10 protein-coding genes are annotated in these 13,287 nt (G+C 46.4%); 4 read left to right on the top strand and 6 right to left on the bottom strand.

Annotated features, from left to right (window positions below; all coding sequences use genetic code 11):
- Window positions 1-163: 163 nt before the first annotated feature.
- The 6 genes from arsJ to LEPBO_RS0126780 form a co-directional block, all read right to left on the bottom strand.
- Entirely contained in the window at window positions 164-1,426 is a 1,263-nt protein-coding gene (arsJ, locus tag LEPBO_RS0126805; protein WP_017290678.1) for an organoarsenical effux MFS transporter ArsJ, read from the bottom strand.
- Between the two features lie 18 nt (window positions 1,427-1,444).
- Window positions 1,445-2,455: an ArsJ-associated glyceraldehyde-3-phosphate dehydrogenase gene (locus LEPBO_RS0126800; protein WP_017290677.1), complete on the bottom strand. Its 1,011-nt coding sequence runs from the start codon at window positions 2,453-2,455 to the stop codon at window positions 1,445-1,447.
- Between the two features lie 182 nt (window positions 2,456-2,637).
- Window positions 2,638-3,732: a PstS family phosphate ABC transporter substrate-binding protein gene (locus LEPBO_RS0126795; RefSeq protein WP_172410451.1), complete on the bottom strand. Its 1,095-nt coding sequence runs from the start codon at window positions 3,730-3,732 to the stop codon at window positions 2,638-2,640.
- Between the two features lie 113 nt (window positions 3,733-3,845).
- Window positions 3,846-4,175, bottom strand: coding sequence for an ArsR/SmtB family transcription factor (locus LEPBO_RS0126790; protein WP_017290675.1), 330 nt, complete (start codon window positions 4,173-4,175; stop codon window positions 3,846-3,848).
- Window positions 4,176-4,318: 143 nt separating this feature from the next.
- Window positions 4,319-5,590, bottom strand: a complete 1,272-nt coding sequence (locus LEPBO_RS0126785; protein ID WP_017290674.1) for an ATP-grasp domain-containing protein — start codon at window positions 5,588-5,590, stop codon at window positions 4,319-4,321.
- Between the two features lie 20 nt (window positions 5,591-5,610).
- Window positions 5,611-6,516 (bottom strand): isoaspartyl peptidase/L-asparaginase family protein, encoded by a 906-nt coding sequence (locus tag LEPBO_RS0126780; protein ID WP_017290673.1) that lies wholly within the window; start codon window positions 6,514-6,516, stop codon window positions 5,611-5,613.
- Window positions 6,517-6,973: 457 nt separating this feature from the next.
- On the opposite strand from LEPBO_RS0126780, the gene LEPBO_RS0126775 reads away from it, so the two are divergent.
- The 4 genes from LEPBO_RS0126775 (at window position 6,974) to LEPBO_RS41215 (ending at window position 13,285) form a co-directional block, all read left to right on the top strand.
- Window positions 6,974-7,780: an alpha/beta fold hydrolase gene (locus tag LEPBO_RS0126775; RefSeq protein ID WP_017290672.1), complete on the top strand. Its 807-nt coding sequence runs from the start codon at window positions 6,974-6,976 to the stop codon at window positions 7,778-7,780.
- Window positions 7,765-10,371 (top strand): ATP-binding protein, encoded by a 2,607-nt coding sequence (locus LEPBO_RS40400; RefSeq protein WP_017290671.1) that lies wholly within the window; start codon window positions 7,765-7,767, stop codon window positions 10,369-10,371. The genes LEPBO_RS0126775 and LEPBO_RS40400 overlap by 16 nt, the downstream gene beginning before the upstream one ends.
- Before the next feature lie 2 nt (window positions 10,372-10,373).
- A complete protein-coding gene (locus LEPBO_RS0126765) occupies window positions 10,374-12,857 on the top strand; it encodes a response regulator (RefSeq protein WP_017290670.1) in 2,484 nt (827 codons plus the stop codon).
- Window positions 12,858-13,090: 233 nt separating this feature from the next.
- On the top strand, window positions 13,091-13,285 hold the full coding sequence (locus LEPBO_RS41215) for a hypothetical protein (RefSeq protein WP_071596189.1): 195 nt from the start codon (window positions 13,091-13,093) through the stop codon (window positions 13,283-13,285).
- Window positions 13,286-13,287 lie beyond the last annotated feature (2 nt).

The following is a 13,287-nucleotide window of genomic DNA, read 5'->3' as shown; positions in this document are numbered from 1 at the left end:
TTCTGTCCAGTGAGCTAGTAAGTTGCTAGTGCTTCGATTCTTTTGACTCAGGGGATATCTGTGATTGTGTCATTAGTCGGAATGCGCTAGCACTTCTGGTTCGACTGTAGCTCGCTTATGCAGAACGGCATTTTTCAGTCGATCAAGCATCAAGCTCATCGCATTAATCTCCGTCTTTCGCCTTCCAAGCGATCGCTTTACTCGGCTTTGGGGTTGGCAATTTGAGAGAAATCAGTGCAGCAGCAACAACAAACGCGGCTGAAGTCCACAAGCAGCCGATCAAGCCAAAGCTTTGATAGATCAGCCCTGATAAAACGGTTCCTGCCAATCGTCCTCCAGAGTTTGCCATATAGTAAAACCCGACATTCAGGGCGACTTTATCATCATCCGTATACGCTAGAACCAAGTAAGAATGTACGGCTGAATTGAAAGCAAAGACGACACCAAAGATCATTAAGCCACCGACGATCGCAGAGTTTGGATCGACCCCAACAGCAAGCGCGATCGCGATTAAGGCAGGTACGATCGTCAAAGTAACCGTCCAAAATCGAATCGTACTCGTCGAGGGCGGACGACCCGACCCAAATCGCTGAATTAACGCAGGGGCAGAGGATTGAACAATTCCGTAGCCAATGACCCAGAGCGCCATGAAGCTACCGACTTGGTAGAATGACCAGCCGAGTACTCCACGTAAGAACACAGGTAAGCCAACAACAAACCAAACATCCCGAGAACCAAAGAGAAAAAATCTTGCGGCTGACAAGATATTGATTTCGCGACTCTTAGAAAACAGTTGTGTAAATTTCACCTTGGCTTTGATTTTGCCCATACCTTTCGGCAACATCAATCCAGTGAACATCAAGACAAACAATCCACCTGCCATCCACCACAGCGAATTGACAAAGCCGATCGATGCAAGTAACGCAGCGCCTAGAAAGAATCCGAATCCTTTGAGCGCATTCTTTGATCCAGTGAGAATTGCAACCCATTTGAACAATGAAGACTGTGCATCTTGAGGCACAACCAATCGGATCGCACTCTTAGAACTCATTTTCGTCAGATCTTTTGCAATGCCAGAAAAGGCTTGAGAGACCATCACATATCCAACTGCAAACCATTGCGCCCAGTTACGATCGAGAAATGACAACATCACCAATGCAAAGATCTGCAACCCGATTCCTGCATAGAGCGTCACTTTTAACCCAAGTTGAGAGCCGATCCAACCTCCGAAGAAATTAGTCACAACTCCAAACACTTCATAAAACAGAAAGAGAAATGCAACTTGCAACGGCGAGTAACCAATCTCGTAAAAATAGAGCAGAACTAACAATCTCAATGCGCCATCAGTGATTGTAAATCCCCAATAAGCAAGCGTCACGAGGATGTAGTTTTTTAGGTTGGCATTATGAGCCGTTGTAGATGACATAGGGCAATGATAAAAGGGTTAATTCAAACTCAATGCAACTTTTCGAGCCAGTTCGACCATACGATTCGAGTAGCCCCATTCGTTGTCATACCAAGCCAAAATTTTTACCTGGGTTTCATCGACAACCATTGTGGAGAGGGCATCAATAATCGACGATCGCGGATCATCTTTATAGTCGATCGACACCAACGGACGTTCTTCGTATCCCAAAATGCCGTTTAACGAAGTTTCCGAGGCTGTTTTGAGCAATTGGTTGACTTCTTCAACACTGGTCGATCGCGCGACTTCAAACACGCAATCTGTCAGCGAGGCATTGAGCAAGGGAACTCGCACTGCTAAACCATTCAACTTACCATTGAGTTCCGGATAGATTAGCCCGATCGCGGTTGCTGATCCTGTAGTTGTTGGAATGAGCGATAAGCTTGTGGCTCTCGCACGACGCAAATCTTTATGGGGAGCATCAACGATCGTTTGAGTGTTGGTATTGTCGTGAATCGTTGTAATGATTCCATGCTTGATGCCTAGCCCCTCATGAATCACTTTCACTACAGGCGCAAGGCAATTGGTCGTACAAGATGCGGCAGTTAGGAGGTGATGCTCATCCGACTGATAAAGATGGTCATTGATTCCCATGACAATATTGAGCGCTCCTTGTTTGACGGGAGCCGCGACAATCACCTTTTTCACTCCGCGCTTGAAGTAGGGATCAAGTGTTTCAGGAGTGCGAAACTTACCTGAACATTCCAGCACGATATCAACGCCGTAATCTTCCCAAGGGACTTCACCGGGTTTCGCATATTCGCTGAAGGTCACAGGTTGTCCATCAATGAGAATGCGATCGCTTCCAGCTTCGACATCGGGTGCCCATCGCCCATGCACTGAATCAAATTTGAGTAAATGAGCGGCAGTTTCCGCTCCGCCTTTGACTTCGTTGATGTGAACAAATTCAAATTCCGACCAACCCCAAGCAGCACGGAAATCGAGCCGTCCAATCCGACCAAAACCATTGATTCCAACTCGTACAACCATGTGCCTCACCTTAAAGCTACTGCTTCATTTCAACTTAAATTAGAATAACGTTAGAGTTATTCTAATGCAATACTTCAATTCAGAGCTGTTTTAGATAAATCAAATCTAAAAAACTTGTTTTGACTTTCCAGAGTTGTGACGACTTCGCGACGTATCGATCGCAATCTTGCTCAACGCGATTCCTAAAATACAGCTTGTTTACGAAGGAGTTCACTAATCGTCAAATCAGGCTGAGGAACCCCATCAAATACTGTTCCTACCTTGCCTTGATAGAAGTGCAGGTTCGTCAATCGGTAGCCTTCATCCGGTAGTGGAATGTATCCGACCTGGGTGACAAACCGTTTAGCATTGTCGAGGTAGTAGGTTACAAACGCTTGCAGTTCCGGTTTACGCTGTGCAGCAGTAATGTTGACGTAGATAAATAAGGGACGAGAGAACGGGCGATACTGCGCTTTCTCAACCGTTTCGCGTGAGGGTAAAACTGCACCACGACCTTCATAATCAACAGCAAGGGCTTTAAGTTCATTTTGCTTGGCTTCATAGTACGAAAGCCCAAAGTAGCCTAGAGCATTGGGATCTTTTAGGACTCCCGCGACTAACTCATTGTCATTCTCGCTGGCGGTGTAATCTGTCCGGCTCTCATTTGGCTTTCCAGTCGTGACTTCATTGAAATAGTTGAATGTTCCAGACTCTTTGCCTGCACCATATAGTTTGAGTGGTTGGTTTGGATAAGAGGCGCGAACCTGGTTCCAGTTCGTAATTTTGCCTTGAGCAGCAGGTTCCCAAATCTTCTTCAGTTCAGCAACCGTAATATCTTTTGCCCAAGTATTTTGCGGATTAACCACCAGAGTAAGGGCATCAAACGCGATCGGTAGCTCATAGAAACGCACTCCTGTTTTTCCACAAGCCTCGATTTCTTCTTTAAGAATCGGGCGAGAAGCATTGTTGATATCGATTTCACCAGCACAGAATTTTTTGAAGCCGCTGCTTGTGCCAGAGAACTTAACGTCGATCGCACCCGCTTTGTCCCCTTTTTCTTTGCGATACTCTTTCGCAGCGACCTCCGAAACTGGGTAAACTGTGCTCGATCCATCGATTTTAATCCCAGAGTAAGTCGGCACAACTGGGTTTGGCACATCTGCTCTTACAGGAGTAGAAGACTGGGATGGATTAGAGTCAGTTGCCTGATTCGAGGAGGTACACCCAACTAATCCAACCGTCATGACAAATCCAGTCCCTAGCAAAAACTTGAAGAGAGTTGAGGTCTGCATTTTCATAATGAAGCTTATTGATGCTTCAATAATTAACAGCTCAATCATTTCAAATAAATTTGATTTGCTCAAGTGTGCTACAAAACATTCTGCTTAAGAATTGTAAAAAACTTGATGGATTATTCCGAGTCGCGACAGCTTCGAGCGGGTAAGATTGGGCTGAAACGGCGAAATTCAGCGAGGTACTGTTCGAGGACAACGAACTGTGGCAAATTCAAACTGTAATAAATCCAGCGTCCTTCTTGCCGAGACTTGACCAACTGAGCTTCTTTCAATGTTTTAAGATGAAAAGAAAGCTTTGATTGGGTGACGCTTAAAGCTTCACACAGATCACAAACGCAAAGTTCGCGATCGCGCAGCAAATCTAGCACTTGAACACGCAATGGCTCAGAGAGTGCATGAAAGCCCACAATCACTAAATTTGATGAAACCTCGGTCGCTTTAGCCATCAATTTTTCTCAAAATGACGATTAGAGTAGTCTCTCTCAGTTTAGCCTGTAAATTAAAGAAAAAGCGCGCATGTAATACGCATTGTCTCTGGAATTCAAAGAGCGACCTACTTCACTGAACAAATTCATGCAGAATCTATACCTTAACCTGCTAATGTCAATCCTTTATCATGCAGGTGTTGTTCAATTTGCTGCATCTCTTCTCGCGTTGCTCCTGTCACAATGCCATAAATCTCAGTATAAATTTTGCCGTACTTCACTTTTTCTAGTGCTGAGAGGATCAAAAAATCTTTCCGCTCTAGCTCTCGTTTCAACTCCGTCAAGATAGAATCGAGCGTTCCTTCCATGCGGTAACTGCTAGCGTATTTCGCGATCGCTTTATCTAACTTCAAGAGTTCATGGCGCTGAAGACACAAAGGAGTAGACCCGTTAATCCGAAAATTAGCATCGATCGCATAGAGTTGTCCGTCTCTATCTTCCAAGATATCTACACCAATCACCCCAAAATATCCTTGTTTGTGAGCATAGTTCCCTACTGCCTCAATGATTTCAAAGAACTGGCTCAAATCATTGTGATAGTTAATCAAACCACCCAGATAGTCCCCTGTAGAGCTAACCAATTGCTGAGTTACACCAATCAGGGAAATGTTGCCTTGTTGATTGACATAAAATTGAACGCAGTAATTATGCACCTCATGCTGAATGAACTCTGAGACCACAATCGTTTGGAGTAGATTGATCTTGAGATACTTCTTCAGTTCGTGTAAGCAATAGTTCAGATCACTATCATTACGAATGATATAAGTTCCCTCACCTGAAAGACCATGTGAGGTTTTAATCAAATAAGGAAATTGGGCTGGCAGGCTAATTTGATCAAGGCTCGTTTGAGCTAAATGATAGGTTTGATAGTTCGGGCAAGGCACTCCCAACTCGGCAAGGGTTACTTTACTCAGCAAGTAGTAATGGGTGTCTGGGTGAATCGCGTGCTTTTCGGGTCGTAATCGGTCAAACGGAAATAAAGTGATTATGCGATCGTACCGATCACTCTCATTGAGATCATCCAAGTACGTCGAACAATCCATCATCTTTAACTGCTGATCCTGAAAATCAAACTGATCGCGCCAGTACTGAACAAGCAGAGATGGAGGCGGAACAATCACAATCCCAGGTAGCGTATCCCCTAGAACTGCTAGATTTTTCCAAGGTTCCTTCTGACAGATTTTATCAAACGAAGTTTTGGTTGCTTCACTACTCCCATCTTGCAAAAAGTATTGCTGCGTATTTGGATAAGCTGCCCAACTTGCCGTAGCAGGATAGTTCAAAATGAGGGCATCGCGATCGACTTGAATATCCTGAGCAAATAAGTCAGACAGCGAATTGCCTTGAAAAAATGGAAAGGGACTTGGAGAAGACATCACAAAACATTAGACAGGTTTTACAACGATTGAACGAGAGTTTGATCCTTACGGGTAAAAATGGCAGGTTGTACTAAATCCTCGCTCATATAAGCAACTGCCATGTCAGGAGAATTGTGTGCCCAACCGATGCGCCCTTGGCGATCGATTAAAATACATCCAGCTTCTCCCTCGACTCGACTGATTAGCGTGTCGATCGCCCATTGTGCAGCTGCATCAGGATGTTTGTCTTTTAACGCATCGATCGCTGTTTTGGCGAGTACTACTGGAATAATCGACTCACCATCACCCGTTGTCGAGCAGGCTCCCAGTTGATTGTCTGCATACAAGCCACAGCCAACCAATGCAGTATCCCCAACACGCCCTTGAGGTTGCCCTGTTGTTCCACCCGTGGAAGTCCCCGCCACTAGATTTCCATCTGCATCGAGTGCAACACAACCGACCGTATTCGGACGATCCAAAACTTCGATCTCTTCTTTCCACTCCTGGTACTGTTCCTCACTCACCAGGGCTTCTTTCGCACAAATCTCAACAGCATGATTGCGGGCAAAACGTTCTCCACTGCGGGCAACTAGCAATCGCGGTTTCTCCTCCATAATTTTGCGAGCTACTACAATGGGATGACGAACTCCTTGCACTGCGGCAACTGCTCCCCAACCTAACGTTGCTCCTTCCATCATCGCCGCATCAACTTCAACCTCGCCTTCACTGTTTAAAGTTGCGCCAAACCCTGCATTAAACGTTTGGTCAGATTCTAAGACCCGGATTGCTGCCTCAACTGCTCCTGCTGCACTTCCCCCTTGAATGAGGACTGCCCAACCCGCTTCAATTGCTGCTCGACATCCCGCTTGATTCGCTGCCACATCATTCTCTGAAATCGTTTTGGCTCCCCCATGCACGATGATCACAGGTTTCACGATCGTCATACTTCCCCCTAGCCCTAATGCCCGCTATGAGAACGACTGAGCTAGCAAGCTCACTCACCCCTTAGTAAAGCGCCTAGTTCAATGAAACTGAATTTGTTCAGTTTCATTGAACACCAATTAGCATAATAACGATCTGAAAGCGATATCTCTATCTACAGCAACAAAGCAGATTTACACTCTATACCTTTGGGATTCAACCCTAGACCTGTAAACGCGATAACGAGTTCGGCATTCACCCAGGGCAATTGCTGGTTCAAAATGACGATCGCTAAAGATATGTCGAGGTTTATTCTACGGACTGATTACTAATAATTTTAGCCCAATCAGAAGAATTAGCAGCGGACGGGCTGTGGCTCCGTCTTTCCTCCCGAATATTGAGTAATACTAAGCTTGGTAAACAGAGTTGATGAGCAATGTCATGATGGGTATAGAAAGATCCCGGTAGAGGGGCTTGCAGATGCTGAGTCGAGTTCTCAATCGCCATCATGCTCAAGTGGTCGGTCAGGGCGAGCAAATCCTAGTGCTTGCACATGGGTTTGGCAGCGATCAAACCGCATGGCGGCACCAAGTTGAAGCGTTTACACCGTTTTACCGCATTCTGTTGTTTGATCACATTGGTGCAGGTCAATCCGATATGAATGCGTATAGTCCGCGTCGCTATCGGTCTTTGTACAGTTATGCCGAAGATGTGCTTGAACTGTTAGCAGAACTTCAGTTAACAGATGTCATTTTTGTCGGACATTCTGTGAGTGGCATGGTGGGATTGCTGGCTGCGCTGCTTGATCCGGCTCGGTTTCGGCAGTTATTGTTTATCAGTGCCTCTCCTCGGTATCTTAACGATCCGGCAACGAATTACATTGGCGGATTTGAGCAGTCAGATCTCGATGCCTTGTATGCGTCGATGTCAGCCAACTACTATGCCTGGGCTGGAGGTTTTGCACCCTTAGCCATGAGAAACCCAGAGCGCCCGGAGTTAGCAGGCGAGTTTGCAAAAACCCTCTCTGCGATTCGTCCTGATGTAGCACAAGCGGTTGCGCGAGTGATTTTTCAATCGGATCACCGCGCCGATCTTCCTAAGCTCACAGTCCCCACAACTATTCTTCAGTCAAACAATGATATCGCGGTACCGCCACAAGTTGGGCGATACATGGCAGATAAAATTTCTCAGGCTACGCTAATCAATATTGATGCTGAGGGGCATCTTCCTCATCTGAGTGCACCTGCCGTGGTAACTCGAACACTTGCAGAATGTTTTATCGTTTAAATCGCTTCGATTCTGATCCAGTTGCGTTTTGCGCTAATCAACATCCTGATTGGCTACCCACGTTTGCGCCGTTGATTTTCATGCTGATGTTGGCAGAGTTAGGGTTAGGAGCGCTGATACAAGCGCCTCTAGTGTGGCTGGTCGCTCCGGTTTTGTTTGCACTTTGCGTTGTATGTCCGCGATCGCAGTGGATGAGCGGACTCGGTTTTGTCGCTTTGTTAAACCGCGACATTCCCATCCGATCTGCGATCGCATTAGGAATTGTAGGTCTCTTGGGATCTGGAGTGAGAGTCTATCTGTTACGACAAGAATGGCAGCAGGCATCTCAAGCCATGCTGGCATCGCTCATTCAAGATGAAACTGCCCTCACACCAGAACACGCGATTCAGCAGGCATTAACTGCGCTCAAAAAAATTACGGGTGCAACAGGCGCGATCGCGCTCCGCCAGTTAGATGAAGTCACCGCTGAAGCACTAGCTGCATTACCGCATAATATCCTACCGGATCGACTGACAACGCCAATGTTGTTTGCAGAAGCACTCAGCCAAAATCAATGTCTGCACTACTCAGACTATGCTTCGACCCCGCAAGCCTCACCTGCTCTCCTAGCGCAAGGCGTTCGATCAATCGCTGTCTTACCGTTACAGCAGGTTGAGAACGTACAGGGAGCAATTGTGCTCCTGTGGCATCAGCGGATAAATCCCTCTCGATCGCTGCAACAATTTCTCGACTCTTTGCGGGGCGGACTAGGCAATCTGCTTAGGTTTCAAGATCTAACACTGCGCTTTGATCAACTCCAAGCGCGATTTGAAGCCATGTTAGAAACAATTCCTCAAGGCATTGTCTTTATCGATGAAAGCGGCGAACAAGGGTGGATCAATCACACCGCAGCGAAGTATCTGAATCTAGCGCATGGTGCAGTTGAGCCGAGCGCGATCGCGCAAGCAATGGTTGCTCTGCGCCTGAAAGCAGACAATCAAGCTGAAATTGCCGCCCAAGCAGCCGAGCTATTCACACAACCTGGCGCAAAAATTCGAGACTGGCACTGGTTTTTGAGTGATCCGCAGCCAATCGTATTAAGCCTTTCAAGTACACCAACCGATGGGCGAGATGTGCCTGGTCGCCTCTGGGTACTCGACAACATTACCGAGCGCAAGCAGGCAGAACTCGCGATGCAAACCGCGCGCGAACTTGCAGAATCAGCAACCCGTGCGAAAAGCGAATTTTTAGCGAATATGAGCCATGAGATCCGCACCCCGCTCAATGGCATTCTCGGCTACGCGCAGATTTTAGAAAAAGATCGAAGTCTCAACGAATTTCAGAAAAAAGGAGTCGGCATCATTCATCAATGTGGAGAGCATCTGCTGACGCTGATCAACGATTTACTCGATTTATCTAAAATTGAAGCTGAGAAAATGGAGCTTGTCCCTCAGAAGTTTCATTTTCCATCCTTTCTCGAAGCGATCGCGGATATCTGCCAAATTCGCGCCGAACAAAGACAGATCACCTTGATTTATCAACCGCGATTGCCCTTGCCTCAATATGTTTATGCAGATGAAAAACGCTTGCGGCAAATTTTACTTAATATTTTAGGAAATGCGGTCAAATTCACCGAAGTTGGCAGCGTTTTATTTCAAGTAGGGTGCATTGAAAATACAAAAGTTCGCTTTGAGATACAAGATACCGGGATTGGCATTGCGCCAGAGCAGTTAGAAGCGATTTTTTCGCCATTTCAACAGGTGGGAGAATCCGATCGTAAAACGGAAGGCACCGGATTAGGGCTTTCGATTAGCAGTCAACTCCTGAAAATCATGGGTTCGGAGATTCATGTGAACAGTACGCTCGGAAAAGGTAGCACATTCTGGTTTGACTTAGTTTTGCCAGAAGTAGAAGCACGATCGCGGAGTGCCGATCCGAGCACTGCTTCTCCATGTGCCGTAGTTGGCTATGCAGGCAGACCTCGCAGCGTTCTTGTCGTCGATGATCAAGCGGCGAACCGATCAGTTCTCGTTCATCTGCTAGAACCGCTAGGATTTAACGTCATCGAAGCCGAAAACGGTCAAGTCGCACTTCGTGAAGCCCATCAGAACAAACCCGATGCGATCTTGCTCGATCTGGTGATGCCCGTGATGGACGGATTCGAGGCAGTGCGCCAAATTCGGCAATCTCCAGATTTACGAGATACGATCGTCATTGCGACATCTGCTAGTGTTTTTGGATACGATCAGCAAGCCAGTCATGATTCAGGGTGCAATGGCTTTATTGCCAAGCCAATTCGAGAAACCGAACTGCTCGCACAACTCCAAACCCATCTCGATTTAGAGTGGCACTATGAAGCTGAAATTGAGACTTCTAGAGAGCATACTGTCTCTGAAAATGCTTTAGACCCAATTGTTGCTCCACCTCATGCCGAACTCAATACACTCTTCGATCTTGCCCGCATGGGCGATCTCAAAGGAATTCTTGAGCAAGCTACTCATCTAGAGCAACAAAACCCTGAATGGGAACCGTTCGTCGTTCAGCTTCGACGCTTGGCGCAGGGATTTAAGGAACGGCAAATTTTGGAATTAATCAAACGCTATCAGGGGTAGCTATGGAGCCTAAAACATCTGAGCAAGGAATCATATTAGTGGTGGATGACACGCCCACGAACCTGGAAGTGCTGTTTGATTTGCTGGGAAATTCCGGCTTTCGGGTTTTAGTCGCAGAAGACGGCGAAAGCGCGATCGACAAAGCTAACTATGCCCATCCGGATTTGATTTTGCTGGATGTGCTCATGCCGGGAATCGATGGCTTTGAAACCTGCCGCCGTCTCAAAGCTAACGAAGCAACACGCGAGATTCCGATTATTTTTCTCACAGCTCTCACGGATGTCGTAGACAAGGTGCACGGGTTTGACCTGGGCGCGGTTGATTTCATCACCAAACCTTTGCAGTGTGAGGAAGTGATTGCTCGCGTCAAACTGCAACTGCGGCTACAAAACTTAACGAAACAACTTCAGCACCAAATCGAACAAGAACATTTAATCGGAGAAATCGCTCAAGGCATTCGGCGATCGCTCAAGCTCGATGAGATTTTACAATCCACGGTCGATCAAGTACGGCGATTTTTGCACACCGATCGCGTTGTGATTTTTCGCTTTAATTCAGATTTCAGTGGAAAAATTGTCAATGAATCCGTTGATCCTGCCTGGAAATCGGTACTTGCAGTTGAGTTTTATGATCCGTGCTTTAAAGAGCACTATCTTCAGCGCTATCAGCAAGGTCAAACCAGTGCTAAGTCTGATATCTACAATGCAGGCTTAAGTCCTTGTCATATTGAGCTATTAGAGCAAGCCCAAGTTCGAGCCAACTTAGTCGTCCCAATTCTCCAAAACAATCATATCTGGGGACTGCTGATCGCGCATCATTGCTCAGGAACACATGAATGGCAAATGATCGAAACAACGCTCCTCCAGCAATTAGCAACCCAACTGGGAATTGCAATCCAACAGTCGGAACTCTATGAGCGAACACAAAATGAACTGATCGAGCGTCAGCGAGCAGAGCAAATGGTTCGAGAGCAGGCTGCGTTATTAAACGAAGCATCAGACGCTATCTACGCTCGTGACTTTGCCAATCACATTCTGTTTTGGAATCATGCAGCAGAACAGCTCTATGGCTGGTCACAAGCCGAAATCCAGGAAAAGGATGCAACTGAACTGCTCCACAATCTTCAGCCTCAAGAGTTTGAAACAGCGCTGAAAGTTGTGTTTGATCAAGGCGCATGGCAAGGAGAACTGCAAAAATTCACCAAGTCAGGCAAGGCGATCACGGTGATGAGCCGCATGACGCTGGTGCGAGACAAAGTGGGGATGCCAAAATCGATTCTGACCGTGGATACCGATATCACCGAGAAAAAACAGCTTGAAGCTCAATTCCTCCGCGCCCAACGATTAGAGAGTATTGGAACTCTAGCAAGCGGTGTTGCCCATGATCTCAACAATATTCTGACCCCTATTTTAGCGACCTCTCAACTGTTGTTGTTGAAGTTTCCCCAGGAAGACGATCGCACTCAGCAACTCCTGAAAATTGCTGAATCCAACGCGAAGCGTGGAGCCGAATTAGTCAAGCAAGTGCTATCGTTTGCGCGTGGGACTGAAGGCAGACGCACAGCAGTCCAGATTTCTCATTTACTTGGAGAAATTAAAGAAATTACAAATCGCACCTTCCCGAAATCGATCTCCATTCGCACAGAACTCCCCCCTTCTAGCCTCAATCTGGTCTATGCCGACCCCACTCAACTGCATCAGATTCTGATGAATCTCTGCGTGAATGCTCGCGATGCTATGCCTGACGGCGGAATTTTGACCCTTTCTGCCAGCAATGTTGTCATTGATGAATCCTATGCCCGGACGCAGCTTGATGCGAAAGCAGGAGACTATGTCATGATTGCTATCTCTGATACGGGCACGGGCATTCCGCCTGAAGTCGTCGATCGCATTTTTGATCCATTCTTCACCACGAAAGAAGTCGGTAAAGGCACAGGTTTAGGGCTTTCGACCGTGCTAGGCATCATTAAAAGCCATGCGGGCTTTATTGAGGTCGATAGCCGAATCGGTCAAGGAACCTGCTTCAAGGTCTATTTGCCCACGTCTAAGAACCAGAGTACATCTTCAACAGCGACGCTAGAGTTACTGCCTGGACACGGTGAACTCATTTTAGTGGTCGATGACGAAACATCGATTCAAGATATCACCAAAACAATGCTAGAAGACCAGAATTATCGAGTGCTTACGGCGAGTGATGGCTTTGAAGCAATCTCACTTTACGTCAAGCACAATCAAGAGATTGCGGTCGTTTTGATGGATTTGATGATGCCGGAAATGGATGGACTTACGGCAATCCGCACCTTAAAAAAAATGAATGCTGAGGTCAAAGTCATTGCGACAAGCGGTTTAGTGCTGGACAATACATTAGCTGATGTTTCCAGTGTGGGTGTTGATGTGCTTCTACCCAAACCTTATACGGCTGAAGCATTGTTAAAGGAGCTGCGCAGGATTCTAGATACACCGACTTGTGCAACTCCGAAGAGATAATCTTGCTTGCGAAACTATCCATGCTCTATGGTGCAATTTAGACGACTTCATCGCTCTCGAGCATCGCTGTGTGACATGTCGAAATATTACAAAATCTCTTGAGAGATAGAGATCCTCACAACTTCCTCAAATTTTAGAACTAATCTCTATCATGTTCTCCCTCAGGCTTCTATCTCATCGAGATCCTGAAAAAAAATGAGATCGATAGCATTAAATTTTAGGAATCCAGAGTGATGTCTATTTGTCCCTGCTGCTCTAATCTGTTACTCCGTCACATTCGTCAAGGTACGCTGTACTGGCTCTGTCGTTCCTGCTGGGCAGAAATGCCAAACTTTGAAGAGGGTCAATTGACAGGTACATCTCACTCGACTTTAAACAAGCAGTTAAAAATGAATTCAACCGACCATTTTCAAGACCTCGCAGCCTAGCT

Source organism: Leptolyngbya boryana PCC 6306 (genome assembly GCF_000353285.1).
In the GTDB taxonomy this organism is placed as follows: domain Bacteria; phylum Cyanobacteriota; class Cyanobacteriia; order Leptolyngbyales; family Leptolyngbyaceae; genus Leptolyngbya; species Leptolyngbya boryana.
This window is presented reverse-complemented; position numbering and strand designations above follow the sequence as displayed.

Coding starts and splice junctions, on each gene's coding strand:
- LEPBO_RS0126785 (WP_017290674.1), bottom strand. CDS start 5,590: ATGTCTTCTCCAAGTCCCTTTCCATTTTTTCAAGGCAATTCGCTGTCT.
- LEPBO_RS40400 (WP_017290671.1), top strand. CDS start 7,765: ATGTTTTATCGTTTAAATCGCTTCGATTCTGATCCAGTTGCGTTTTGC.
- LEPBO_RS0126800 (WP_017290677.1), bottom strand. CDS start 2,455: ATGGTTGTACGAGTTGGAATCAATGGTTTTGGTCGGATTGGACGGCTC.
- LEPBO_RS41215 (WP_071596189.1), top strand. CDS start 13,091: ATGTCTATTTGTCCCTGCTGCTCTAATCTGTTACTCCGTCACATTCGT.
- LEPBO_RS0126795 (WP_172410451.1), bottom strand. CDS start 3,732: ATGAAAATGCAGACCTCAACTCTCTTCAAGTTTTTGCTAGGGACTGGA.
- LEPBO_RS0126765 (WP_017290670.1), top strand. CDS start 10,374: ATGGAGCCTAAAACATCTGAGCAAGGAATCATATTAGTGGTGGATGAC.
- LEPBO_RS0126790 (WP_017290675.1), bottom strand. CDS start 4,175: ATGGCTAAAGCGACCGAGGTTTCATCAAATTTAGTGATTGTGGGCTTT.
- LEPBO_RS0126775 (WP_017290672.1), top strand. CDS start 6,974: ATGCTGAGTCGAGTTCTCAATCGCCATCATGCTCAAGTGGTCGGTCAG.
- LEPBO_RS0126780 (WP_017290673.1), bottom strand. CDS start 6,516: ATGACGATCGTGAAACCTGTGATCATCGTGCATGGGGGAGCCAAAACG.
- arsJ (WP_017290678.1), bottom strand. CDS start 1,426: ATGTCATCTACAACGGCTCATAATGCCAACCTAAAAAACTACATCCTC.